Raw genomic sequence first — 25405 nt, forward strand, 5'->3', positions numbered from 1 at the left:
GATTTCGCTATCCCTTCCTCTCCCCGCTACCTCACGATAGTCAGGCTTGGGAGTCGCTATTGGGTTCACCGGTAGCAGGTGCCCACAGAGGACTTACACCTCAGATGTACGACATGCCCGTCGTACCAAAAAAAGACTTGAATCTCTATCAGAAGATTCAAGTCTTTTTTCTTACAAGCATAGCCTACTTATTTTGATTTTTTAACAGACAAAATTTTGACATCGTAGCTGCCCACAGGTGTTTGTACAGTGACTGTATCCCCTGTTTTACGACCGATTAGGGCTTGTCCAATTGGACTTTCGTTGGAAACCTTGTTAGCAAAGGCATCTGCTCCTGCAGACCCAACAATCATATAGGTTTCTTTCTCAGTTTCACCCACTTCTTGGATGGTAACAGTTTTGCCAATTGCGACTTCGTTTTTAGCTACAGAATCAGAATCAACGATTTCTGCATTACGAATCTTGTTTTCCAGGTCTGAAATTTGACCTTCAACAAAGGCCTGCTCATCCTTAGCTGCCTCGTACTCACTGTTTTCTGACAAATCTCCGTATGAACGGGCGATTTTAATGCGTTCGACCACTTCAGGGCGACGAACGAGTTTGAGTTCTTCCAGTTCTTTTTCAAGCTTTTCTTTTTCAGCCTGAGTCATTGGATAGGTTTTTTCTGCCATGATTTCTCACTTTCTAATTGGAACTAGCTGATTGATTGGCTAGTTTGGAATTGACATGCTCCTCTACATTTCGATTGTGCTCTTCGATATTATTGGCATAATAAACAGTACCGGTATCAACATCAGCAACAAAGTAGAGGTAATCTGTCTTATTCGGCTCAATGGTCGCGCGGATAGCTGCCATTCCTGGACTATCAACTGGTCCCGGCATCAAGCCTTGATTTTTGTATATGTTGAATGGGGAATCAATGTTGGTATCAATACCAGCATCTTCAGCCAGGGTTGTTTTCTGGCCAAGTTTACCCATAGCATACAGGATAGCAATATTACTTTGAAGTGGCATTTGTTGGCTAAGACGATTGTTAAAAGCACTCGCAATATTCTTGCGATCTTCATCGGTCGCCCCTTCTTTTTCAACAAGGGAAGCCAAGGTCAAAATATCATTTACTGATTTTTGCTGTTCTGAGATTGTCCCGTAGAATTGAGCCAGATTGGCATCCATTGCGGCAATCATCTGGTCAATCAAGTTTTCTACTGTATCCCCTTCATTGTAATCATAGGTTGCTGGGAAAAGATAGCCTTCTAAGCGATATTTAACCCCAGATTCTTTAGATGGAAGACTGGACAGCAAGGTTGGATATTTGGCTTTTTCTGCTTCTATAAAAGCATCATCCTGAACCTTCGCCATGAATTCTTCCTTGCTGAAAATACTTTTTTCTTTTCCGTCTTTGGAAGCTGCATTCAGCGTCACTACATCCGCAATTTGCTCCAAGGTATAACCTTCAGGAATGGTTATTTTACCTAAAGACGGGGCAACAGGACTTTCTGTTCCACCTTCCTTCAAGCGTTCAATAATTTCTTCTACATCCATATTTTTTTGCAGGTTATAGTAACCAGATTGGAAATCAGTATGATTGCGGAATTGGGTGTAAAAATTGAAAACTTGGCCACTCTCAATCAAACCGGCATCTTCCAAAATTCGACCAATTTCACGGTTGGAAGAGCCAATTGGAATTTCTACTTGGACATACTCGGTTGAGTCTTTATCAATAGGTCCAAGAGCGGACTGAACATAGGTATATCCAAAAATTCCAGTAGCAATCAAGCAAACAAGCAAGATTAGGGTTACGATCCCGACTATCTTTTTGGCTACTTGATTCTGCTTTCTTCGTTTTTCTAAGCGTTTTTCCATATCGTCATCTTCTCCTTGCCAGGCAACGGCTTCAACCCGAGCCAACTTGGCTTCCTTGACAGGCGCCAGGCTTTGCTTATTTTCTTCGGCAGCAAAAGAGAGGGACTTCCCAGGGGCTGCTTTCATGCGGATGTGCGATCCAGGTTGTTTCTGTTGAATCGCTTCGGCATGGGCTTTTTCTTTTGCGGCCGGGACGCTCCTTTGTTTGCGGAGAGCCTCGGTCTCAATAGTCTTGGTGTGTTTTTTCCCAATTGATAGAGGAATCTGGACAGATTTTCCACGGCGCTTGGTCTCTTGAGGTTTGTTGGTTTTAGCCTCTCCTTGTGTTCCACGTACTGCTTGTAGGGGCACCTTAGGTGGATGCTTGTGACCTAAATCCTGCGGTTCAGACTCAGCCCCAGTCGGTTTCACAGCCTCAAGCTCACGCGCCTGCTCATTGGCGATCTTCTCCATTTTAGCCTGCTGTGCAGCCAGCATGGCTTCCTGTCGTTTTTTCTTAGATTGGGAAAGGTCTCTTAAAATTTGCTCTTTAAAGCTGAGACCTCTTCGTCTGTCATCTTGGTCAGCCAAAGGCGGGACCTCCTTCTTACTAATCTAGATTATTATATCACAAAGACCACCATTTCCAATATCGATTAACGGCTATTTTCCCAAAGCATATCAAACCATTTTTCTCCTGCATAAGTAGAAGAGGAAGGTCCAAGCAACTTAAAACCCTGTTTTTCATAAAAGCCTATCAAGTAATCGTGACAAGTGAGGTTAATCCCCTCACGACCATCCTGTATCGCCACTTGCTTGAGCTCATCTAAAAGAATGGTTGCAAGACCATGCTTCTGGGCCTCTGGAGCCACAGACAAACTGGTAATTGAAATATAACCACCTGTTTTTTCACTAAAATCTTTGGCTTCATAAAAATTCCGATCCACCAAAGTACGTTCAGGAACTACCGGCCCTTCAATATAAGCTAGGATGCGGTTTTCTTTTTCATAGACCAAAAAACTGGTTTTGATGTTTTGGATATGGACGGCCAGGGTTTCGCGAGGCAAAGCTTCTTTTTGTCCAAAATTTTGGACTTCAATCTCATACAAGCGGTCCAGGTCTGCCATTGCTGCTAATCGAATCATGATTCCTCCAAAAAAAGAAGTGGAGGTCGGGCTCAGCCCGCCTCTCTTCATGGGTTATTGAATATTATTGGTTAAATTTGCTAAGAGCTGCTCAAAAGAGTGCTCATAAGTCTGGATATCTCCAGCTCCCATAAAGACGAAGATGGCTTTGTCATGGTCGAGCAAAGGAGAAACATTGTCAACGGTAATAATGCCACCTTTTTTCTGGACCTTCTCAGCCAAATCTTCCACGCGCACCTGTCCATTGTCCACTTCTCGAGCAGAACCATAAATCTCAGCTAAATAAACGGAATCCGCCAAATTCAGAGCATCCGCAAACTCATCCATCAAGGCAATCGTCCGCGTGAAGGTATGGGGTTGGAAAATGGCGACAATCTCTTTACTTGGATACTTCTGACGAGCCGCATCGATGGTCGCTATAATTTCCGTTGGATGATGAGCGAAGTCATCAATGATTGTCACACCATTCACAATCTTTTCTGTAAAACGACGTTTAACCCCAGCGAAAGTTGTCAAGTGCTGGCGTGCCAAATCTAAATCGAAGCCAATCGTATAAAGCAAGCCAATCACTGCTGTTGCATTCATCACATTATGCTTCCCATAGGTTGGAATATGGAACTGTCCCAGCTCTTCCCCTCGGAATACCACAGTGAAGGTTGAACCGGTGGTCAAACGTACCAAATCTTTGGCAATAAAATCATTCTGCTCAGGGTCAAATCCATAGTAGTAAATCGGCGCATCCGCTGTAATTTTTCGAAGAGACGGATCTTCCCCATAAATGAAGAGACCTTGTTTGACATTTTTCGCATAGGTATCGAAGGCATCAAACACATCATCTAAACTAGTGAAGTAATCGGGATGATCGAAATCAATATTGGTAATAATAGAATAGGCTGGGTGATAGGGCAAAAAATGGCGCTCGTACTCATCCGATTCAAATACAAAATAGCCAGCTTCTTTTGATCCACGACCAGTCCCGTCCCCAATCAAATAGGAAGTATCTGTCATGTTCGAAAGTACATGGGCCAAGAGACCTGTGGTTGAGGTTTTGCCGTGTGCCCCTGCAACTCCAAGACTAGTGAACTGTTCCATGAATTCACCCAGGAATTCATGGTAGCGCCGGTAGGACATGCCTTGTGCTTCCGCCGCAGCCAATTCTACATTATTACTTGCCTTGAAGGCATTTCCAGCAATCAACTCCAAATCAGGAGAAAGGTTAGCCGCGTCAAAAGGAAGGATTTTGATCCCCTCTTGTTCCAAACCACGTTGGGTGAAGTAATACTTGTCAACATCACTCCCCTGTACTTCATAACCCATTTGGTGTAGCATAAGGGCTAGGGCGGACATGCCCGAACCCTTGATTCCGATAAAATGAAAACGCTTGGTCATTTTTTCTCCTTCTCACCCGTCAACTTACGCAAATCCAGTTCTTGATTGGTTTGACGAGGAGTTACTTTCTGTTCTTTCTCTTGGTAAATTTGACTCTTTCTTAGAAAGTCGTAGGAATCTTTATTAGCCGACTTTTTAGGTTTCCGTCCACGAGACCCACGTAAATCAGCTAAAATATAGCGCTCCTGACTTAAATTCTGACTATACTTTCGGTAATCAGAAGCAGACTCCTGTTGAAACAAAGCTGTTGGTTCTGTCTTGAGCCGACGACTCTGCAATTCTTTTCGAAAGGTTTGGTTGGGATCATCCTGAAGATAGGCCGCGGACCGCTTTTGACGCACACTTTCCCTGGCCTCTTCTCGTCCCAAAGCCGCATCCGTTTGAAAGGTTTTCGCCTCTTGCGGAAGCTCAACTTCCTGCCTTACATTGGAAATAGGAGCCCAATCATAGATCGACTTGTCTTCATAGTCTCCCTTAATATTCGAAATCAAATCTGACTCTTCATAGAGATTCAAATACTTGCGTTCCTCAAAAATCGGTTCCAAAGGAAATTGTTTATCTGCCATCGTTATATCCTTTCAAACTTCAATTATAGCGTTTTTTCCGCGATTTTCAAGTTTCTTCTCCCCAGCTTTTATGAAATTCCTAAAATTTCCTTGATTTCCTCCAAACTCATAGCCTCATTTGGACGCCCAGCATCCAAAATAGACCCAAGCAAGTTGCGTTTATTTTCTTGTAATTCAAAAATCTTTTCTTCGATGCTCCCCTTCGTAATAAATCGATACACTTGGACAGGATTCTGTTGCCCCATACGATGAGCTCGACCAATCGCCTGCTCCTCCACTGCAGGGTTCCACCATAAATCCAAAAGAAAAACCGTATCTGCCCCTGTCAAGTTAAGGCCAACACCACCTGCTTTTAAGGAAATTAAAATGCCATCACCCTGCCCCTGATTAAAGGCATGACTAATCTCCTGCCTTTCCTGGGCTGGGGTTGATCCCTGAATAGTGTAGAAATTCAAACCCTGTTGCTCAACCAATTCTGCCACCAGGTCTAACATGCCTACGAATTGAGAAAAAATTAGCAGCCGCTGCCCACTTTCCTTGGCTCGGGCAACCATCTCCTTCAAGGCTTCCAACTTACCGCTTTTTCCTTGGTAATTTTCTAGGAACAAAGCTGGGCTATCACAGATTTGCCGTAGACGAGTTAGACCCGCCAAAAACTCAACTTTTCGCTTACGAAATTCCTGTTCAGACAAGCCCTCCAATTGTTCTTGCATCTGACTTAACTGAGCCAGATAAAGAGTCTTTTGTTCCGGCAGCAATTCCGTTACGTAGACTCCTTCGCTCTTTTCTGGTAGCTCCTTCAAGATTTCTTGCTTATCTCGTCTCAAAATAAAGGGTCGAATTTGCTGCGCCACTGCTTCCACTGGCATCTTAAGTAAAGTCTTTTTTGCTGGTAAAAGTCCCGGTAAAACGAGATTAAAGATAGCACCAATTTCCTCAATTCGGTTTTCCACCGGCGTCCCCGATAAAGCAAAAATAGACTGGGCTTCTATCTGTTCTAAGCTAGCATGCACTTTGGTTCGTTGATTCTTCAGATACTGGGCTTCATCCAAAATTAAACTCTGAAATGACCGATTCTGGTAGGCGGTGACATCCTGGCGTAAACTCCCATAACTAGTTAGATAAATTTGGTGGTCTGATTCCAAGACCTGCAAACGCTCCTGTTTAGAGCCATAGATATGGCCCACAGACAAGTGAGGAGCAAAGCGTTGAAACTCATCCTGCCAGTTGTAGAGAAGGCCAGAAGGAACCACCACCAAGGCTTTCTTCCCAGGTTCTAAGTGGAGAGCCAAAAAACAAATAGCTTGAATGGTTTTTCCCAGCCCCATGTCATCCGCTAGGATACCACCGAATCCATAGTGTGCCTGCATCGAAAGCCATGCTACACCTACCTTTTGGTAATCCCGCAACTGCTCAAGAATAGGGTTCTGAGGGAGCGGAAAACTAGCAGGGTTAGCTAAATGATTCAGTAATTCATCAAGTGCTTGGGAATAGGTAACAGTACCCTCCTGCAAAATGCTTTGCAAGCGTCCCAACAACTGCCGCTTAACCTGCACTTGCCCTGATTGCCAGTCCCACTGACTGCCCTCTAAGTCCACAAGCGCTTGCAGTTGCCTTCGGTCTTTCTGAGCCAGACCGACATACTTGCCAGCCTTGGTTTTAAAGAGACCTCCCTTAAGAAGAATTTCTACCGCTTCCTGAATTTCACTTTTATCAATTCCCTCCATAGAAAAATGCACTTGCAAGTAGCGGTGACCCTCCTCAACAGTTATATTTAGTTCCATCTCTTGACGAATATTTCCAAAAGCTGGGGATAGAGTTACCTGAGCTACTTCTTGCAAGTGCGGTAAATGGAATTGGAAGAACTTCAAGAAATCCGCTTCTGAAAAGGGCAGACGACGGCCGACCATGGTCATAGGAAAGCCCGCTGCTCTCATAACTTCCTCAAAAGCCCTGTAATGGAGGGGGTCTAAAACAATTCCTGCTTCAGTCAATTGGTGTGCTTCCACATACTTATTGCCTTCTACTTCATAGTAGTAGCGGCTATGCAGCCAACCTTTGGGATCCTTATCCAGGGTCAGATGAACTGTAAAGTCTTTTTCTTGTAGAGTTTTAGGAATAAGGACTTGCACAACCCCTTGATATTTTTTTCTAAAATAATATAAATCACTAATTTGTTGGCCATCCAAGAGCAATTCCTGCTGCCGATTTCGAATAGATAGAAAACGATCAAATAGTTCTTGATGAAAGAGGCCAACTTCATAAGGGACCTGGTAAAAACCACCTAGATAATAGAGTATTTGATGATCAAAGAGCGCTAACTGGGGTAAAACTTGGAAATCCAGCTTATAGCCTGCTGTTTGTACCTGAACGTCAATCTGATAAGGGCTCTCGACTTCAGACAAGGGTTTGGGTGCAAAATCCGTCAACCTACGCTCCTCTATCAAAATTTGGAAACCCTCTAGTTTTTGAAAAAAGGGAAGAGCTTGCTTAAGCAAGGGGAAGGGGAGATAGAGATAACGGCCATTTTTCTGATAAAAGAGGCTGCTAGCGTCTGGCTCAGCGTCCAGAGAGAGGAGAAAGTTGCAGAGAGCACGACTCGCGGGCTCCAATATCTCCCAACTCAAATCTAGCTTCAAGGCGCGATTGAGTCGGTAGCTGTCCCCAAATTCCAAGCGCTGAAGAAAATTAGGGATATCCCGCATGATATAGGCCTTAGATGCTCCATAGCGGACGCGCAATGTCCATGCCAAACGATCCCCTGTCCCCAAGAGACTCCCCTCCACTTCAAGTGATAGGTAGGCTTTAGAACTATCCTCTGAAAGAAAGTGCTTGAAAAATTGAGTCCCTTCAAAGGTATCCAACTGGGAGAGCGGAACTGGGAGAGTTTTCTCTGTACTCTTTCTTAGTCCTTCCTCAGAATCAGCCTCCCGTAAATAGTTTTCAACTGCAGCAATGTGCGAGCAATACCCCTTATTTTCAAAATTTTGACAGCTACACTTATCTAGACTACCATCTTGAGAATAAACAACTTCCTCCTCTCCTACTAAAAATTCTCGAAGTCCATTTTGGTAACCAACAAAGCTAACAGCCCCCTGTTGATAAATCCGTTTTCCCTCCTGGCGTACACGGCCGGGTATCATGCGCATGGTTTCACCATCCTTTCTAGTCAAAAAGACCCGACTGGGTCTTTGACACTATTTCCGTTTTCGTGCTATCAAGTGAATGGGAGTTCCCTCAAAGACAAATGCCTTCCGAATTTGATTTTCTAAAAATCGCATATAAGAAAAATGCATCAGTTCTTCTTCATTCACGAAAATGACGAAGGTCGGAGGTTTAACAGCAACTTGAGTAGCATAGAAAATCTTCAAACGTTTACCTTTATCAGTTGGTGTAGGATTGACCGCAATCGCGTCCATGATGACATCATTGAGGACTGCACTTGGAATTCGTAAATTCTGATTCTGGCTGATTTCCTTAATCATGTCGGGTAATTTATGCAAACGTTGCTTTGTCAAAGCGGAAACAAAGATAATCGGAGCATAGGCCAAGTACTGGAATTGATCGCGAATATCTTCTTTCCAATTTTTCATGGTATGGTTGTCTTTCTCTAAGGTATCCCATTTATTGACTACGATAATAATCCCCTTACCAGCATCATGGGCAAAACCAGCAATGCGTTTGTCATATTCACGAATACCCTCTTCGGCATTTAAGACCATTAGTACCACGTCGGAACGATCGATAGCCCGCATGGCTCGCATGACAGAGTATTTCTCAGTATTTTCATAAACTTTCCCTGACTTACGCATGCCGGCTGTGTCAATCATGGTGTATTCTTGACCCTGATCATCAACAAAGTGTGTATCTATGGCATCGCGCGTGGTACCAGCTACTGGGCTCGCAATAACTCGGTCTTCTCCTAAAATAGCATTAATGAGACTTGATTTCCCGACATTTGGTCGGCCGATTAAGCTAAAGCGAATAACATCCGATTCTTCTTCTGCATTCTCTGCAGGCAGATTCTCCACAATCGCATCCAAAACATCACCAGTTCCGATTCCGTGAACACTGGAAACTGGGAAGAGTTCACCCAATCCAAGAGAATAGAAATCATAGATATCATTGCGCATTTCGGGGTTATCAACCTTGTTGACAACTAAAATCACCGGTTTTTCTGTTTTATAAAGCATTTTAGCTACATACTCATCAGCGTTGGTGATTCCTTCTTTACCTGAAACGACGAAAACAATGACATCTGCTTCATTCATGGCAATTTCAGCTTGATGTTTGATTTGTTCCATAAATGGGGCATCGACATCATCGATTCCTCCAGTGTCAATGATACTGAAAGAACGATTGAGCCACTTAGCTTGGGCATAAATCCTATCTCGAGTAACTCCTTCAACATCTTCAACGATGGAGATCCGCTCTCCAGCCATTCGATTAAAAAGGGTCGATTTCCCAACATTCGGGCGACCTACGATTGCCACTGTTGCTACTGACATGTGTTCTCCTTTTCTAATTTCGCCGGTTTTGGCCCGGCACGTGTATTTCCTTGGCTAAAAAACGCATCCGTTCCATGATACGTGTGGCCTGCCAGGTCTCATCACCAGCTCTTCCCTGCGCCATCCGAACCTGAAGCTCATCAAAAGATAAGTTGGAGCTAAAGAAGGTTGGCAAGCGCTCTTGCATCCGGTGTTGGAGGATGATTTGTAACACTTCATCTCGCAACCAGGGTGTGAAAACCTCTGCGCCGATATCATCAATCATGAGAACAGGAACTCCCTTAACCTGATTGAGTTGCCGGTGATAAGTTTTTTCGTCAAAACCATTTTTCAAATCCAAGACAAAGGTTGGGAAGTGCAGAAGAGTCGTCTCCACTTCCTTGTGACGAGCCAAATCATTCGCTAAAGCCGCTAGCAGATAGGTTTTTCCAATACCAAAATCCCCATAAAGGTAAAAGCCTTTACTATCTTGGGGATAGTTTAGAAGGTATCGAGTCAATTCCTGAATGGTACCCCATCGGTCATCAGGGTCAACATCTTGGAGACTAATTCCTCGAAGACTATTGGGGAGATTGAGAAGATGGACTCGATTCCGTATTTCTTTAGCCCTTTCAGCAGCAATTAGTTCAGTGGTTTCTTTGTAACTAACATCCGCATATCCTTGATTCATGATCAGAATGGGTTGATACCCTTTCGAAAGATAGGATCCCTGACCACGTTGGTACAATTCGCGTTCACTAATAAACTGACTAAAGTTTGAAATGGACCGTCTGATTTCCTCTGCGTTCAACTGATGCTCTTCAATAAAAGCTGCAACCTCTGGATCACGTACAATCTCATTGACCAAGCTTTGATAGTCAAAACGTGAAGATGTACGATTGTTTATGGCATCATTTACTGGTTTCATCTAGATTCCCTCTCCATTCATTTGTTGGAAGAGCCGTTGGCGTTCTTCTTCTCGCGCCTGCTTCTCTTCCGGAGTAGATTGGTCCACATAATCACGCTGACTCCATTTTGGGACATTGGTCTGGGTGACAGTCGACGCCTGTCTTCGTTTCGGTTGACTCGCCTTTTGTGGAGCAGTCCTAGTATACTCCTGCATATGTTGGTGGATTTGGTCTAGCGCAGCTTCTGCATTGACCACCCCCTGCTCTTCAAAATCTCCCGCAACTTTTAAGACATAATGCTCATTAATGTGAAGACCTGTATTCCTGTTATAGGCTAACAGAAATAGCAGACTAATTACTTCATCTAAAAAACCACGATTTTGGAGACTGTGAATTAAATCGCGCTCCCTATCTGTCACTCGAGTTCCCCTCGTATCTTTAAGCTGGCTTAAGAAGCTGAGAGCTGATTGACTCTTACTCTCTTTAAGATAGAATGCTTCTTCCGGAGTCATTTTTGTTTTCTGCGTTGGCTCCTGTAACTTAGCCTCAATTCGTTTAACAGAAATTCTCCCTTGAACCTGGGTCTCTTCCGCCAAGAGGAAAAGTTCATTCCAATTCAGCTTGTAACGTCTCGCTAGAAGTTCCAAGTCAACCACATCTTTTTTACGATCTTGGTAACGTAACTGACTTTTTTCCATCCGCATTGCAAACATTTCCTGATCAAATTGATTGGTCTTGGGCTTGCGATGGATTTCCTCCTCTTGAACAAGTAAGCCATCAAAGAATTTCGCTAAATTGACCTCCTGCTTTTGTCCCAGTACTTTTTCGGGCAATAGCTCCTTGAGCGCAACTTCCCCTATTCTTTCTTCCAATAATGTGGAAAGGAGGTGGTCTTCTAAAAATTCTTTTCGATTCAGTGGGGGCAAAAGTTGAATCTGATACTGCTCTCCCTTATAAACCTCTGCTAGACGTAATACTTGGAGAAGTTCCAGGGATTGAGTAAAAAGGGTAATGGGCATGCGAAGATGGTTGAGTACTTGACTGACTTGAATCGGTTGTGCTCCCCCATCCCAAAAAGCCAGTAAATAGTGATAGAGACTAAAAGCCTCTGGCCCCAAGATGGGATAGTAGCAAACCATAAGATTCCCCGAATCACCCTCAGGTGCTAATCCAGGACAATAGCGAAAGAAATCAATCGGTTTCACTTTCGTCTCCTTTCTGCCGGAATTGTCGTAACAACTCTTCCACTTCACTTAATTCATTAAAACGTTTATAAACACTAGCGAAGCGAAAATAGGTGATTGGATCCAGTTCCGAAAGTGCCTCCAGGACTCGACTCCCCACTTCATCTGACGTCACTTCTCCACTAGAAGAATTTCGCAAATTGATTTCAACATGTTTGACCAAATCCTTGATTTGGTCAGAGGTAACTGGCCGCTTTTCTGCGGACTGAAGAATCCCGTTATAGATTTTTGACGGTTCAAAATTCTCACGACGTCCGTCCTTCTTGATGACGACTAACGCCTTGGTTTCTATCCGTTCATATGTAGTATAACGGTGATGGCAGTTTTCACAGACACGTCTGCGGCGAATAGCACCCCCATTTTCAACCTGCCGACTATCAATCACCTTGGTTGCATCATTTTGACACTCTGGACACCGCATACTCCACCTCCTACACATCAATACTTCATTATATCACACCCCTAGCCTGGGAAACAAAAATTGACCAAGGTCCTCGAATGAAATCTAATTCATGCCCCAAAAAAGGTTGGGAATCTGATCCCAACCTTACTATAAACTTTAGTGCTACATTCTGAGAATAGAATATCGTTCGCAAAGAACTACGAACAACCACTATTGAACAGATGTTTTTTTCAAAAATTACAAATCAAGTTAGCTTTGATTCGCTTTGACAGGAGTTTTTATTCTTGCCCAGACTTCCAGACCGAAGTGATCACTGACAATCGGTCCATGGACGCCATCAAAAAGCACAACTGACCGGTCCACACTCCAATCCTGGGATAGGAAGGCAAAATCAATTCTCAAAGGCGGAGTTTTTGCTTCCCAGCCATCAATATGACCACCCATGGTGTAGTCCCCTCGAACTTCACTCGCGACCAAGTGACTGTCTTGCAAATTTAAGGGACTCGCTAAAATGTGCGCGTGACCTTCTTGGCCAGCTGGATTATTAAAATCCCCCATTAAAACTGCTGGATGGGATTGATGAGACAATTCTGCTTCTAATCGTGCCCACTCTGCCTGAAAACCTTTGTCCCACCAAGAAAGGTGTACACTGGCAACTTGAATTCGTTGTCCACCAACCTCCGTTTCAGCTAATAGAACTTGACGCCGACGATAGTCGCTTGGATCATCAATTTCAGAAACCAGAAGTTCCTTAGCTTTAAGCGGTTCTTTGGACAGGATTGCAACTCCTTCGTGGTAACGGTCATAGCCAATATGATTATAAGCCCAACTCCAGTAATAGGTTAAACCAAATTTTTTCAGTTCTTTTACAAGAACATGAGCAAAATGATCGTCATGAATAGCAAGAAGTGGCTGAGCTACTACGTAGCCCGCCACTTCTTCCGCAGGGGAAGAGTTAATCTCCTGATTAACTTCTTGCAAACAAATGACATCATATTCCTCACGAACAATCTGCTGGACTAGATCTGCCAGTTTTTTCTCTGGCTCCTCTTCCATCCAAGAATGGGTGTTCAAGGTTAAGAATTTTGCCATTTTTTACCCTTTTCTATTCTTATAGGTCTACTGTCGCAACGGTTTCACCTTTAGCAGCTTGGCCAAGTTTTGTTACTTTGACGTTTTGAACAAAATCTTGATTTGTGAAGACCACGATAGTGCTTGTTTCACGACCTGCCTCACGGATAGCATCCAAGTCAGCAGTTACCAGGCGATCACCACGTTCAACTTTTTGCCCCTCTGTAACATGTACTGTAAATGGTTTTCCTTCCAAACTTACAGTATCCAAACCGATGTGAATCAAGATTTCAAGGCCATCTTCAGTCAACAGACCAAGTGCATGTTTGGTTGGGAAAATGCTAGTTACTGTTGCATTAACAGGTGCGAAGAACTCACCATTACTTGGCTCAACCGCAAATCCATCTCCCATCATCTTTTGAGAGAACACTGGGTCAGAAACAGCTGCTAACTCAACAACTTCACCATCCGCCACACTAGCGATCTCAACAGATTTACCTTGAGGAGCAGAAGATTCTGCAGGTGCATCGTCAAAGACTGTCATAACTGTTTGAGGAATCACATCACCTGAATCCAAGAGGTCTTGGATATCAGATTTCAAGACGTCTGCTTTCGGACCGTAAATTGCTTGGACTCCAGAGTCTTTCATCACAAGACCCATTGCCCCTTCTTTTTTCCACAAGTCCTCAGAACCAACTTTTTCTGGATCCTTAACAGTAACACGTAGACGAGTCATACATGCATCCACGTCGGAAATGTTGCTGGCACCACCAAGAAGATTAATAACATTAACCGCTTGAGACGGTGCTGCTACCTTACCATCACCTGAACCTGCTTCAGCTGAATCGGAAGCCATACCTTCTTCATAGTTCCCATTCCGTCCTGGTGTTGCATAGTTGAATTTACGAATCATAAAGTCTGCAATGAAGTACATTGCCAAACCAAAAAGTGCGGTTACCCAGATAAAGTTAAGAATATCCATGCCCAAACCGGCATTAATTGCAAGCGGAGTACGGGTCAAGAATTCGATACTACCGAAAGAGTGCATCCGTAAGTTAACAATATCTGCCATGCCAAAGGCAAGACCTTGAACCAAAGCGTATACGACATAAAGCGGCATAGCTACAAACATGAACATATACTCAACTGGCTCTGTTACCCCTGTTAGGAATACAGCCAAGGCAGTTGCGGTCAACATTCCTTTGTATTTCGCTTTTTTGTCAGCGTCAACATTTTTGTAAATTGCGAAAACGATACCCATCAAGATACCCATAGAACCAATCATTTGTCCCACTTTAAAACGAGCAGGTGTAATGGTTTCCAAAAGGGTATTGTAAGCTGCTGTATCTCCAGCAGATTTCAAGTTTGTCAAGTCAGTAACCCACGCTAACCACAATGGATCTTGACCAAATACAGTTTGACCTGCAGTTGCACCAGTCATGATTTCGTAAGTACCACCAAGAGCGGTGTAGTTGATAGGGATGGTCAACATATGGTGAAGACCAAATGGCAACAAGAGACGTTCCAAGGTTCCAAAGAGGAATGGTGCAATAAACGGTGCGTTCTCTTGAGAGTTGGCAATCCAAACACCAAACGCATTAATTCCTGATTGGATGATTGGCCATACAACTGCCAAGATAATCGCTACAATAACGGAACGTAGGATAACAACAAATGGTACAAACCGTTTTCCGTTAAAGAAGGAAAGAGCATCAGGAAGTTTACGGTAATTATAGTATTTATTATAGGCTGTTGCCCCTACAAAACCGGCGATAATCCCGACAAATACCCCCATGTTCAAAGCAGGTGCTTCCAAGACACTCACAAAGTAGTCTGATACTTTAATGGTTGAACCCAGGAGAGTTTGGACAGTCGCATCCGGATCAGCTAACAAGGCACTGTTTACTCCCAAGATAACCCCTGTCAAGCGGTTCAAGAGAATGAAGGACAAACCAGCAGCAAAGGCACCACCAGCCCGCTCTTTAGCCCAGCTTCCACCGATTGCTAGGGCAAAGAGAATATGTAGGTTCCCGATAACTCCCCAACCAATTTGTTCTAGTACGCTACCAATCATGACCAAGGCCGCTACATCAGGCCCCAACATCGGAATGGACTTACCGATTGAGATCATCAAACCAGCGGCTGGCATTACAGCAATAACCACCATCAGAGCTTTACCGAATTTTTGCCAGAATTCAAAGCTCGTTAGATTTTTGAATGTATCTTTCATCATTCATCTCCTCATTTATTTAATAGCTTCACGATAGGCAATCGTTTGACTTACAAGTACATTATACAGCATTCTGCTTTTTTTGTAAAGGTTTTCAAAAGTTTTTGTTTAAAAAAGGTTGAAGCTTACTCTCCAACCTTTTAAACAGTTAAATCTCTCATTTTGTAGCCAACCCCACGGACAGTCTCAATATAGCTAGCCTGCCCCTCGATATCAATTTTGCCTCGTAGGTAGCGAATGTATACATCCACGATATTGGTCCCCCCTGGATTTTCATACTTCCAGACACGCTCGAGTAACTCCTCTCGCGTAAGAGCTTTAGGACTACTCATCAGCGCAATCAAGAGATCATACTCTCGTCGGGTCAGAGCTAACTGCTCCCCCTTGCGGAAAACCATGTGATTTGCTAGGTCCACCTCCAATTGGTGGTGTTTTGCTACTTTTTTAATTTGCCCACAATGTTGATTGATGTAATCCCGCCCTCTAAATATGGAAGCGATTTGCTCTAGCAGAATCGGAGCTACAAAAGGCTTCACTGCGACAAGGACGGTATACTGATGAATCACATCCTGTTGAGCCTTGAGGTCCTCAGGACTAGCCAGAGCAATGATGACCGCTGAGGGTTTTACTTGGGCCAATTGTTCTAAAAAGGAACGATTGGCATCAAATCCAGCTTGCAAGTCAAAGAGAAGGAGCTCCAGATCTCGGCTCGTAGCAAGTCTCAAAGCCTCCTTATGGTCTGTCTCCCAGAGGACTTCATACCCTGCAGACTCCAACTCAAGGGTGAGGAAACGAGCCAAATGGCTATCTTGTTCAATGATTAAAATGCGTTTCCCCATCTCAACTCCTTATTCTTCAGAATACCATGAGTAGTGATAAATACCTTCTTTATCCTTACGTTCATATGTATGAGCTCCGAAGTAATCTCGTTGCGCTTGGATAAGGTTGGCAGGCAAATCAGATGAACGATAGCTATCATAGTAGTTAATCGCACTTGCAAATGTTGGAACTGGCACACCATGTTGGATGGCCAAGGCTACCACTTCACGCACGGCTGCCTGGTAATCTGCTGTAATTTGACGGAAATAGTCATTCAAGAGTAGGTTTGGTAAATCCACATCTTCCTTGTAGGCATCTGTAATCTTTTGCAAGAAACGGGCACGAATAATACATCCTGCACGCCAAATAGATGCAATCTCACCAAATGGTAGATCCCATCCTTCTTCTTTACTTGCCACGCGCAATTGTGCAAATCCTTGTGCATAAGACATAATTTTAGAGAAGTAAAGGGCCTTACGGATTTTTTCAATCAACTCAGCCCTATCTCCTTCGTAGGCTGCTACACTTGGACCTGCCAAAATCTTACTTGCTTCCACACGCTCCTCTTTATAAGTAGAGATGTAACGAGCAAATACAGATTCAGTAATCAAGGGTAATGGTACACCTAAATCTAAAGCTGATTGGCTTGTCCATTTACCAGTTCCTTTATTTCCTGCTGCATCCAAGATGTAATCCACAATCGGTCCGTCTTGACCTTGGTCATCCTTACGGCGCAGGATATCTGATGTAATTTCAATCAAGTAGGAATCCAATTCCCCTTGGTTCCACTCAGTAAAGATATCTGCCATCTCCTCAGCGGATAGTCCTAAAAGACCTTTCATCAAGTCATAGCTCTCTGCAATCAATTGCATATCGCCATACTCAATTCCATTATGAACCATTTTTACATAGTGACCAGCTCCATTTGGGCCAATGTAGGTCACACAAGGTGCTCCATCTTCCGGTGCCTTAGCCGAAATTTCTTCCAAGACATCTGCTACCAGTTCATAAGCCTCTTTTTGTCCGCCAGGCATGATTGAAGGTCCTTCTAAAGCCCCTTTCTCACCACCGGAAACCCCTGTTCCGATGAAGTTAATACCTGAATCCGCCAATTCTTCATTGCGACGAATCGTGTCCTTGTAGAAGGTGTTTCCGCCATCAATCAGGATATCTCCCTTATCCAAGTATGGAAGCAAAGCTTGGATGGTTGCATCTGTACCTTTACCTGCTTGGACCATCAACATGATGCGACGAGGTTTTTCAATCGATGCCACAAATGATTCCACATCATAGCTAGGCACAAAATTTTTATCGGGATGGGAAGCAATCACATCCTCTGTTTTTTCTTTACTGCGATTATAAATAGCTACCTTATAGCCACGCGACTCGATATTGAGCGCAAGATTCCGCCCCATAACGGCCATACCAACAACACCAAAATTTGCTTTTGACATGAGTCTCTCCTTATACTATTTGATTCCATTATACCACCTATAAAATTCTTCTGCAATTTTTCGCAAACTCTGGTACCCACTTCCCATTTTTCGCAAACCCTGGTATCCACTTCGCATACTCTACTGTAGCAATCCAATTGTTAAAAGAATTCTCTTTGGCTGGAATTAATATTCTTTCTGAAAACGAAGTGAGATCCTTAAAAAGAGGTTGGCACTCATCCAACCTCTCTAGTTTAAGCTGCTTGCTCTTTTGCTTGAATCATAATTTGACCATCCACAACCTCAGCTAGTAGATCTTTGGAATCTAAATGGTCGAGATAGTAGTCGGTGACTTTATCTCGAATTTCTTGTTCAATCACACGGCGTAGGGGGCGTGCTCCCATAGCGGGATCGTAGCCCTTTTCAATCAAAATTTCTTTAACGGGTGCGGTCACATCCAGATGAATTTCTTTTTTATCTAACGTTTTCTGAACATCACCCAGCATTAATTCTACGATTTGAGCCAAATCGGATTTTTCCAAATGACGGAATTCGATGACTGCATTAAAGCGATTAAGGAATTCTGGCCGGAAGTAAGGAGCCAATTTCTCCATCAATTCCTCTGAATCATCGAGGGAACCATGTCCAAAACCTGCATTTGATGTTGCAATAATCACTGTATTCTTAAAATTAACGCGATTACCTTGGCCGTCTGTTAAGTGACCATCATCCAAGACTTGCAACAGCAAGGTTAGAACTTGTGGATCCGCTTTTTCAATTTCATCAAAAAGGAGAATGGAGTACGGGTTTCTGCGGACTTGTTCGGTTAAGGTATTGCCATTATCCTCATAGCCTACGTAACCTGCAGTGGTTCCAAGTAGTTTCGAAACTGCTGTTTTATCCGCATATTCAGACATATCCAAGCGAATCACAGCATCCTTATTACCAAAAAGTTCCATAGACAATTGCTTAGCCAATTCTGTTTTTCCAACCCCAGTCGGTCCTACAAAGAGGAAACTACCAATGGGGCGATTGCCATCGTCAAAACCAGCTCGGTTGCGCCGGATAGCTCGCGCTACCATTTCTACAGCTTGATTTTGACCAATCACCTGGCTTTCCAATCGCTCTTTCAATCCTTTCAAGCGCTCAATATCATTTTCACCCATTTGCGCGACTGGGATTCCGGTCAAACGTTCGATAGATTCAGCCACATCATTCACGCTTGCTTCCATTTGTTTACTTGCGCGTTGCTGGCTGATTTGCTCTTCCAATTCTTGGATTCGAACCTTGTGCTTAAGGGCTGTTTCATAATCTTGTTGTTCAGCCGCTGTTTCTTGTCGAGCCTTTTCCAATTGGATTTCTTTCTCCACTTCGAAGACATCGACTTCAGAATGCTGGGCTGCCAAGTGAGCTGCCGTGATATCCAAAAGATCAATGGCCTTATCCGGTAAGCTCCGTTGCGGCATATATTGAACGGAAAAATCAACCGCTGCTTGAAGTACCGCATCCGGCAATAACACATTGTGGTGTTCTTCATAGAGTGACCGTAAGCCTTTTAGAATTTCGAAAGTTGCATCTGCAGACGGCGCCTTGACTTTCACCTCATTAAACCGCCTTGCAAGAGCCGCACTCTTCAAAATTGTATTGCGATATTCATCTTCTGTTGTTGCCCCAATTACTGTCAATTCACTTCGTGAAAGAGCTGGTTTCAAGATATCTGCCAATCCTTTAGAACCTGAATCTCCACCAGTACTTCCAGCTCCAAGAATTTGATGAATTTCATCAAAGAAGAGGAGAATATTTCCAGCAGCTTGTACTTCCTCTATTAATTTCTGAATGGTTTCCTCAAAACTTCCTCTGTACTGAGTCCCAGCTTCAAGGTTAGCAATGTCTATGGAAATAATTTCCTTATCTTTAATCGCAGCTGGTACGTCCCCTTTCACAATTGCTTGCGCTAGACCTTCGACAATAGCCGTTTTCCCAACACCTGCATCCCCTACCAAAATTGGGTTATTCTTGATCCTACGAGCCAGAATTTCAGCCGTTTCTTGAATTTCCTTTTCCCGACCAAGGACTGGATCCAGGTTTCCTTGACGCGCTTCAGCTGTTAAATTCCGTCCCAACTTAGCCAAGATCCCTTGTTCAGTTGCCTCAACTGGTGTTGCTGCTGGTCGAACAGCTTGACCAGACTGTGTTTGATAAGCCGCAAATTGCTCGGGTGTCACTTCTTGGCCATTAATTCTGTAACGGCGAGTTTCTCTTTGAAAACCTTGACCTCCCATCAAGCGGTTCATCAAATCGTCCATTTGGTTAAAATAATCATCATTTCTATAATTCATGGTTTTACCTCTTTTAGTTTTCTTATTGTTAATCAGCAGGTTTTTGACCAATACTTACTATTTGACCTTTACTGACTATAATTATTTTAACAGTTCTGTAATATGTTGTCAACAAATTGTTACGTTTTTTTACAAAAAAATGGAGGCTTTCGCCTCCAAATAATCTTACTCTTCTGTAAATAGGTCTTTAAGCGACGCAAAAGGATTACTTTCTTCTTTCGCGGAAGCTTGCTGCTGCGCAAAATCTTCTTCCGTTAAAACCTGCCAAGAATTACCAGTAGGCATTGTGTCCTCATCTGCCTCTTCTGGCGTCAGAACCTTGAGAGGAATCTCCAAAAGAATATTGTCTGCCACACTGTCTTCCAAGCTAATTCCATCTCCCTCAATCGGTAGGAGGAAGAGACTCTCTTCTTCACTTAGAGATGCGGCATCCGCCGCATCTCCAAAGACTTCAGATACAGGAAAATTTTCCTTGAGGGACACGGGTTCTAAACTGCGACTGGAAGCTAGAGTAATGTCATAGGAAAGCTTGTAAGTCAAAAAATAGAGGCCATCCTCATAGACTACCTGACCTATAGCTTTGATGTTCTGCAGATCCAGAATCTCAGGATTGCGTTCCTGGAGATCGGCTAGCAGACTTAGTTCTTGATCAAAGGCAATGCCTTCGGGTTTACGACGAATTTCTTGTAAATGGAACATGATTCTCCTTACATTTCTTCCAGACGAGCAATCCGTTCTGGAATTGGTGGGTGGGTATAGAATAATTTTTGAAGACTTCCAGCTTTTCGAGGCTCATTGATGTAGAGGGCAGCACTTGCGTCATCAACTGTCCGCTTACTTGCAGGTCCCCCTTCTAATTTTTCCAAAGCGGAAATCATTCCTTTGGGGTTTCGAGTTAACTCAACACTGGAGGCATCCGCCAAAAATTCGCGTTGGCGAGAAATGGCCAACTGTACCAAAGTCGCTGCGAGCGGGGCTAACACAATCGCCAAAAGTGATAAAAGCAAGAAGATAATATTGGCTGCGCCTTGTTGATTCTCATCAGAATTGGGGCGACGGCGCCCTCCCATACTGTACCAAAGGTTACGACCCGCTATATTCGAGAGCATGGTCACAGCACTGGTTAAGGCCACAGCAATGGTCGAGATGCGAATGTCATAGTTGCGAATATGACTCACTTCGTGTCCCATGACCGCCTCTAGCTCTTGCCGGTTCATCATATCCAGCAGACCAGTTGTGGCAGCCACAGCCGCATTTTTAGGATTGGAGCCAGTCGCAAAAGCATTAGGAGATGGATCTTGTACCACATAAACACGCGGCATAGGAATCTGAGCTACCATAGCCATATCCTCGACAATATGATAGTAATCAGGATAATCTTTTTCTTTGATTTCCTGAGCTCCGTTCATGTACATCACCATTTCCGTAGCTTGGAAAATCATGCTTAGGGCATAAATCCCTCCAATAATGAAGGCCGTCAACACCCCACCCCAGACATTTCCCAACCAAAGATAACCAACTGCAGCTCCAATCAAGGCTAGAAGGAGGAAAAAGACAAAGAGCAACACCCATGTACGCCTTTTATTACTTGCAATCTGGTCAAATAACATCTTAGTCTCCTAGCCCATTCGCCCCAAAATCAATCTTTGGAACAGCTTTCTCTTCTTCCGGAATTTGAAGAAATTCCTCAGGTTGAAAATGGAAGAAATTTGCAATCAAGTTTGTTGGGACTGTTTCCAACTTGGTGTTGTACTTAGCCGTAACACTATTATAGAGTTGACGAGAATAGGCAATCTTGTTTTCTGTATTCGTCAACTCTTCTTGGAGTTGTAAATAATTGCTATTAGCCTTCAAATCGGGGTAGTTTTCAGCAATCGCGAACACACCTGAAACGTGACGACTCAAGGCATCACTAGCGGCCATAGCTTCTGCTGGACTAGCAGCTTGCTGAACCTGGGTGCGGAGGCTCGTGATTTTATCCAAGGTAGACTGCTCGTACTTCCCATAGCCTTTCACCGTTTCAATCAAATTAGGAATCAAATCATTCCGACGCTTCAATTGTACATCTATCTGACTCCAGGCTTCCTGTGTTTGCATCCGAGAACGAATCAAACCATTATAGGAAGCAACTCCAAATACGATTAGAATCAAAATAATACCAAGTAAAATCCACATTCCATACATCCTTCCTTTCGTAAAACTAGTACTAGTATATCAAAATTAGCTTAGATTGTGTTAGAATAAAGGGAAAAGGGAGGATTTATGAAACCAGAAATATTCTATCAAAAACTTGAAGAACAAGGCTTTCCTCTAAGCCAAACACAAAAACAGCAATTCGAAACTTACTATGAGCTACTCGTTGAATGGAATCAAAAAATAAATCTCACAGCCATCACGGACAAGGAGGAAGTCTATCTCAAGCACTTCTATGATTCCTTGGCCCCAGTCTACCTTGGACACATCACAAATCAATCACTCCAACTACTAGATATCGGGGCGGGAGCAGGTTTTCCAAGCCTCCCCATAAAGATTCTCTTGCCTGAACTCGAAGTCACAATTATCGACTCTCTAAACAAACGCATCCAGTTCCTTCAGCTACTATCTGAAAAATTGGAATTGGATAAGGTGCACTTTATCCATGGACGCGCAGAGGATCTCGGACAGAACAAAGATTACCGAGCCACCTTTAACCTAGTTACAGCTCGAGCTGTTGCCCGCTTGCCTATTCTCCTTGAACTAACTATCCCCTTCCTCAAACTAAACGGGCAACTTCTAGCCCTCAAGGCTAGTGATGCAGCTGAGGAAATCGAAGAAGCTAAGAATGCATCCAATATTCTCTTTACCAAGCTTATCAGCACAGAGAACTATCAACTTCCTAACGGGGATCCTCGTGCCTTGACTATCTTAGAAAAACGCAAAGAAACACCCAATAAATATCCACGAAAAGCGGGGATCCCTGCAAAACGGCCATTATAAAAAACAAAAAGACAGAAATTGGATTTTTTTCTGTCTTTTTTTCGAATAAAAAAATTGAAAGCCTTAGGGATTCATATTCACACGATGCCACTCATTAATAACATAGGCTAATTGGCTAACTTGGTAAAGACCTACTGGATTCACTTCGGTTGAAGCGACTGTGCTTCCACCCAAGCCTGCTGTGTACAAGGCAACAAGATAAGGTGTTTCCTCATAAACCACTGCATTAACATTTAAAGCTTCATTGACGTAACCCGGTTTCTGATCAATCTTCAAACCAGGTAGTAATCCCTTATAATATTCTCCAGGGAAGGACTCACCCGTTAACCGTAATATTTCTGCGTACTTTTTCTGATTTTTCCAGAGATAATCAAGTACTTGAATAAAGTAATCCGTTGTTGTTTTGTTTTCAGTCGAAATCGTTTTAATTTCACCTTTGGATGTCCCGTAACGGTCATACATGGTGTAAACCTTGTCCATACCACCTAAACGATCTGCTAACGCGTAAGCCGGCGTATTCTCAGAATAAACTAATGAATAAACCTGCATATCTGGAATCGTCATCGCACCTCCAAAAGCAGCTACATAATTATCGTGCTCTCCTTGGTATTCATACTGAGTATTAGTGATATCAAATTCCTCTTCCAAACTGAGATTGCCCTTGTCAACTTCATCTACAACAAGCATATTAAGCGGCAATTTATAAGTGGACCCAGCTGTCATAGCTTGCGTATCATTAAAAGCAAATGTTTCATTAGATTTTGTATTTTTATAACTGAATGCCACTTGTGAATAGTCAATACCATACTCATCCATATATGCCTTTACAACATCTTCTAGCGACATGTTGGCATAATCATAGTAAAGACCGTAACTATTCATGGTAGCAGCATCTTCTTCCATAACGCGTTGCTTATCAGATTGGCTCTTGTTTATCGGTCTGACGATATCTTCCTTAGGCTCTTCCTCTTTCTTTTCTTCAGCCTTTTGACCAGTAATTTGCTTCACCATTTCTGAAAATGGATTGGCATTTGAATTTGTACTAGCAAAAAAGACAGCGGCAATAAAGGCAACAGAGGCAAGCGCAACTAGAGATCCAACAATCCACTTAATGTTCTTTTTCATAATTCCTCACTTTGTATATTTTCAACTCACTTATTATAAAATATAAAAAAGCAAAAAACAATAGAAAAGAAAAAGTTCGAGTAGAAAAACTCGAACTTATTTCAAAACTAGTTTTAAGCCATAACAGGATCTAATACTTCTCCAATAGCTGCTAAACGCTCAATAACTTCGGCCTCAGTTAATCCGTTTTCAGAAACATAACGGTTGCGAGGATGAACGCGGCACTCATGGCTACAACCTCGAAGATATTTATCTTCATTTTCCACTGAAGTTAAAATGCGACGGTTACAGAAAGGATTTCCGCAGTTTACATACCGTTCGCATGGGGTTCCATCAAACCAATCTTTACCAACGACCACTGGATCCACATGGTTGATATCAACTGCTATACGCTCATCAAACACGTACATTTTTCCATCCCAGAGCTCTCCTTGAACTTCTGGATCTTTACCATAAGTTGCAATTCCACCGTGTAATTGGCCTACATCTTTATATCCTTCACGGACCATCCAACCTGAGAACTTCTCACAGCGAACCCCACCTGTACAGTAAACCACGACACGCTTATCCATAAATTCTTCTTTGTGATCCCGTACCCACTGAGGCAATTCACGGAAATTACGAATATCAGGACGAATCGCACCACGGAAGTGGCCTAAATCATATTCATAATCATTCCGTGTATCGAGTACAACTGTATCTTCATCCAAAAGAGCTTCTTTAAATTCTTTTGGTGAAAGATAAGCACCTGTTGTTTCAAGTGGGTTAATATCTGTATCAAAATCGTTATCTTCTAGACCAAGATGAACAATTTCTTTCTTATAGCGAACAAACATCTTTTTAAAGGCTTGTTCTTCTTCCAAGTCAATTTTAAACCAGAGATCCTCCATCCCTGGAAGTGAGTGAACATAATCCATGTACTTCTGAGTTGTTTCAAAGTCACCAGATACAGTACCATTAATCCCCTCATCTGCTACCAAAATTCGCCCTTTGAGACCGATGGATTTACAGAATGCCAAATGGTCTTTGGTGAATTGTTCCGCATTTTCAATTGGAACATACTTGTAATACAATAGAACACGAATATCTTTTGCCATAAGATTTCATTCTCCTTTTAAACGATCATTTGAATTTAAAATTCAATTCATTATAACTTGAAATAGAAGAAAACCCAAGAATTTTAGCTTAAAAACAAGAAAAAAAGACCTCTAGAGGTCAGGAACTCCGCCAGTAGGACTCGAACCTACGACATCATGATTAACAGTCATGCGCTACTACCAACTGAGCTATGGCGGATAAGAAAAAGCTAAGCGACTACCATATCTCACAGGGGGCAACCCCCAACTACTTCCGGCGTTCTAGGGCTTAACTGCTGTGTTCGGCATGGGAACAGGTGTATCTCCTAGGCTATCGTCACTTAACTAAATT

Annotated in this window: 22 protein-coding genes, 1 tRNA gene and 1 rRNA gene; 2 read left to right on the forward strand and 22 right to left on the reverse strand. The window is 43.1% G+C overall.

The window, feature by feature from the left end:
- A partial coding sequence (locus JEQ21_RS09950; protein ID WP_233340801.1) for a hypothetical protein occupies positions 1–197 on the forward strand: 197 nt, incomplete at its 5' end.
- Here JEQ21_RS09950 and greA read toward each other — a convergent pair.
- From greA to JEQ21_RS07220, 18 genes are all read right to left on the reverse strand, one after another.
- A complete protein-coding gene (greA, locus tag JEQ21_RS07135; protein WP_196091481.1) occupies positions 189–671 on the reverse strand; it encodes a transcription elongation factor GreA in 483 nt (160 codons plus the stop codon). The genes JEQ21_RS09950 and greA overlap by 9 nt on opposite strands.
- Positions 672–684: 13 nt before the next feature.
- Entirely contained in the window at positions 685–2433 is a 1749-nt protein-coding gene (mltG, locus tag JEQ21_RS07140) for an endolytic transglycosylase MltG (protein ID WP_233340803.1), read from the reverse strand.
- Positions 2434–2498: 65 nt separating this feature from the next.
- Positions 2499–2990: a GNAT family N-acetyltransferase gene (locus JEQ21_RS07145; RefSeq protein ID WP_199364710.1), complete on the reverse strand. Its 492-nt coding sequence runs from the start codon at positions 2988–2990 to the stop codon at positions 2499–2501.
- A gap of 51 nt (positions 2991–3041) precedes the next feature.
- On the reverse strand, positions 3042–4376 hold the full coding sequence (gene murC, locus JEQ21_RS07150; protein ID WP_196091480.1) for a UDP-N-acetylmuramate--L-alanine ligase: 1335 nt from the start codon (positions 4374–4376) through the stop codon (positions 3042–3044).
- Complete coding sequence (locus JEQ21_RS07155) at positions 4373–4942, reverse strand: hypothetical protein (RefSeq protein ID WP_199364696.1); 570 nt, start codon at positions 4940–4942, stop codon at positions 4373–4375. The genes murC and JEQ21_RS07155 overlap by 4 nt, the downstream gene beginning before the upstream one ends.
- A 68-nt stretch (positions 4943–5010) precedes the next feature.
- Positions 5011–8091 (reverse strand): DEAD/DEAH box helicase, encoded by a 3081-nt coding sequence (locus tag JEQ21_RS07160; protein ID WP_199364697.1) that lies wholly within the window; start codon positions 8089–8091, stop codon positions 5011–5013.
- 48 nt (positions 8092–8139) lie between these two features.
- Positions 8140–9450, reverse strand: coding sequence for a ribosome biogenesis GTPase Der (gene der / locus JEQ21_RS07165; protein WP_199364698.1), 1311 nt, complete (start codon positions 9448–9450; stop codon positions 8140–8142).
- Positions 9451–9463: 13 nt separating this feature from the next.
- The gene (gene dnaI / locus JEQ21_RS07170; RefSeq protein ID WP_199364699.1) at positions 9464–10357 is read right to left on the reverse strand and encodes a primosomal protein DnaI; all 894 of its coding nucleotides are present in this window, start codon (positions 10355–10357) and stop codon (positions 9464–9466) included.
- Positions 10358–11542 (reverse strand): hypothetical protein, encoded by a 1185-nt coding sequence (locus JEQ21_RS07175; protein ID WP_199364700.1) that lies wholly within the window; start codon positions 11540–11542, stop codon positions 10358–10360. It abuts the gene before it with no gap.
- Positions 11529–12002 (reverse strand): transcriptional regulator NrdR, encoded by a 474-nt coding sequence (gene nrdR, locus JEQ21_RS07180; protein WP_196091474.1) that lies wholly within the window; start codon positions 12000–12002, stop codon positions 11529–11531. The genes JEQ21_RS07175 and nrdR overlap by 14 nt, the downstream gene beginning before the upstream one ends.
- Before the next feature lie 231 nt (positions 12003–12233).
- Positions 12234–13076, reverse strand: coding sequence for an endonuclease/exonuclease/phosphatase family protein (locus tag JEQ21_RS07185; protein ID WP_199364701.1), 843 nt, complete (start codon positions 13074–13076; stop codon positions 12234–12236).
- A 19-nt stretch (positions 13077–13095) separates the two neighbouring features.
- Positions 13096–15288 (reverse strand): PTS transporter subunit IIBC, encoded by a 2193-nt coding sequence (locus tag JEQ21_RS07190; RefSeq protein WP_196091472.1) that lies wholly within the window; start codon positions 15286–15288, stop codon positions 13096–13098.
- A 137-nt stretch (positions 15289–15425) separates the two neighbouring features.
- The gene (locus tag JEQ21_RS07195) at positions 15426–16124 is read right to left on the reverse strand and encodes a winged helix-turn-helix transcriptional regulator (RefSeq protein ID WP_199364702.1); all 699 of its coding nucleotides are present in this window, start codon (positions 16122–16124) and stop codon (positions 15426–15428) included.
- 9 nt (positions 16125–16133) lie between these two features.
- Complete coding sequence (gene gndA, locus JEQ21_RS07200; protein WP_199364703.1) at positions 16134–17558, reverse strand: NADP-dependent phosphogluconate dehydrogenase; 1425 nt, start codon at positions 17556–17558, stop codon at positions 16134–16136.
- A 233-nt stretch (positions 17559–17791) separates the two neighbouring features.
- Positions 17792–19876, reverse strand: a complete 2085-nt coding sequence (locus JEQ21_RS07205) for an AAA family ATPase (protein ID WP_199364704.1) — start codon at positions 19874–19876, stop codon at positions 17792–17794.
- Between the two features lie 165 nt (positions 19877–20041).
- Complete coding sequence (locus JEQ21_RS07210; protein ID WP_199364705.1) at positions 20042–20575, reverse strand: YceD family protein; 534 nt, start codon at positions 20573–20575, stop codon at positions 20042–20044.
- A gap of 8 nt (positions 20576–20583) precedes the next feature.
- Positions 20584–21486 (reverse strand): zinc metalloprotease HtpX, encoded by a 903-nt coding sequence (gene htpX / locus JEQ21_RS07215; RefSeq protein ID WP_199364706.1) that lies wholly within the window; start codon positions 21484–21486, stop codon positions 20584–20586.
- A 1-nt stretch (position 21487) separates the two neighbouring features.
- The gene (locus JEQ21_RS07220) at positions 21488–22051 is read right to left on the reverse strand and encodes a LemA family protein (RefSeq protein ID WP_196091466.1); all 564 of its coding nucleotides are present in this window, start codon (positions 22049–22051) and stop codon (positions 21488–21490) included.
- A gap of 87 nt (positions 22052–22138) precedes the next feature.
- Between JEQ21_RS07220 and rsmG the strand changes: the two genes are divergently transcribed.
- Positions 22139–22852 (forward strand): 16S rRNA (guanine(527)-N(7))-methyltransferase RsmG, encoded by a 714-nt coding sequence (gene rsmG, locus JEQ21_RS07225; RefSeq protein WP_199364707.1) that lies wholly within the window; start codon positions 22139–22141, stop codon positions 22850–22852.
- A 63-nt stretch (positions 22853–22915) separates the two neighbouring features.
- Here rsmG and JEQ21_RS07230 read toward each other — a convergent pair whose 3' ends face one another.
- The 4 genes from JEQ21_RS07230 to rrf form a co-directional block, all read right to left on the reverse strand.
- Positions 22916–23977: a serine hydrolase gene (locus JEQ21_RS07230; protein ID WP_199364708.1), complete on the reverse strand. Its 1062-nt coding sequence runs from the start codon at positions 23975–23977 to the stop codon at positions 22916–22918.
- Positions 23978–24090: 113 nt separating this feature from the next.
- Complete coding sequence (gene trhO, locus JEQ21_RS07235; RefSeq protein ID WP_196967248.1) at positions 24091–25074, reverse strand: oxygen-dependent tRNA uridine(34) hydroxylase TrhO; 984 nt, start codon at positions 25072–25074, stop codon at positions 24091–24093.
- A gap of 125 nt (positions 25075–25199) precedes the next feature.
- Positions 25200–25273 (reverse strand) — tRNA-Asn (locus JEQ21_RS07240).
- A gap of 9 nt (positions 25274–25282) precedes the next feature.
- Positions 25283–25398: ribosomal RNA gene (gene rrf, locus JEQ21_RS07245) — 5S ribosomal RNA — on the reverse strand.
- Positions 25399–25405: the final 7 nt, after the last annotated feature.

It is taken from the genome of Streptococcus sp. 121 (genome assembly GCF_016458205.1).
Lineage (GTDB): Bacteria > Bacillota > Bacilli > Lactobacillales > Streptococcaceae > Streptococcus.

What these genes read in the sequence shown, in the direction of transcription:
- greA (WP_196091481.1), bottom strand. Translation starts at nt 671, where the DNA reads ATGGCAGAAAAAACCTATCCAATGACTCAGGCTGAAAAAGAAAAGCTT.
- murC (WP_196091480.1), bottom strand. Translation starts at nt 4,376, where the DNA reads ATGACCAAGCGTTTTCATTTTATCGGAATCAAGGGTTCGGGCATGTCC.
- JEQ21_RS07155 (WP_199364696.1), bottom strand. Translation starts at nt 4,942, where the DNA reads ATGGCAGATAAACAATTTCCTTTGGAACCGATTTTTGAGGAACGCAAG.
- JEQ21_RS07160 (WP_199364697.1), bottom strand. Translation starts at nt 8,091, where the DNA reads ATGCGCATGATACCCGGCCGTGTACGCCAGGAGGGAAAACGGATTTAT.
- der (WP_199364698.1), bottom strand. Translation starts at nt 9,450, where the DNA reads ATGTCAGTAGCAACAGTGGCAATCGTAGGTCGCCCGAATGTTGGGAAA.
- dnaI (WP_199364699.1), bottom strand. Translation starts at nt 10,357, where the DNA reads ATGAAACCAGTAAATGATGCCATAAACAATCGTACATCTTCACGTTTT.
- nrdR (WP_196091474.1), bottom strand. Translation starts at nt 12,002, where the DNA reads ATGCGGTGTCCAGAGTGTCAAAATGATGCAACCAAGGTGATTGATAGT.
- JEQ21_RS07185 (WP_199364701.1), bottom strand. Translation starts at nt 13,076, where the DNA reads ATGGCAAAATTCTTAACCTTGAACACCCATTCTTGGATGGAAGAGGAG.
- JEQ21_RS07190 (WP_196091472.1), bottom strand. Translation starts at nt 15,288, where the DNA reads ATGATGAAAGATACATTCAAAAATCTAACGAGCTTTGAATTCTGGCAA.
- JEQ21_RS07195 (WP_199364702.1), bottom strand. Translation starts at nt 16,124, where the DNA reads ATGGGGAAACGCATTTTAATCATTGAACAAGATAGCCATTTGGCTCGT.
- gndA (WP_199364703.1), bottom strand. Translation starts at nt 17,558, where the DNA reads ATGTCAAAAGCAAATTTTGGTGTTGTTGGTATGGCCGTTATGGGGCGG.
- JEQ21_RS07205 (WP_199364704.1), bottom strand. Translation starts at nt 19,876, where the DNA reads ATGAATTATAGAAATGATGATTATTTTAACCAAATGGACGATTTGATG.
- JEQ21_RS07210 (WP_199364705.1), bottom strand. Translation starts at nt 20,575, where the DNA reads ATGTTCCATTTACAAGAAATTCGTCGTAAACCCGAAGGCATTGCCTTT.
- htpX (WP_199364706.1), bottom strand. Translation starts at nt 21,486, where the DNA reads ATGTTATTTGACCAGATTGCAAGTAATAAAAGGCGTACATGGGTGTTG.
- JEQ21_RS07220 (WP_196091466.1), bottom strand. Translation starts at nt 22,051, where the DNA reads ATGTGGATTTTACTTGGTATTATTTTGATTCTAATCGTATTTGGAGTT.
- rsmG (WP_199364707.1), top strand. Translation starts at nt 22,139, where the DNA reads ATGAAACCAGAAATATTCTATCAAAAACTTGAAGAACAAGGCTTTCCT.
- JEQ21_RS07230 (WP_199364708.1), bottom strand. Translation starts at nt 23,977, where the DNA reads ATGAAAAAGAACATTAAGTGGATTGTTGGATCTCTAGTTGCGCTTGCC.
- trhO (WP_196967248.1), bottom strand. Translation starts at nt 25,074, where the DNA reads ATGGCAAAAGATATTCGTGTTCTATTGTATTACAAGTATGTTCCAATT.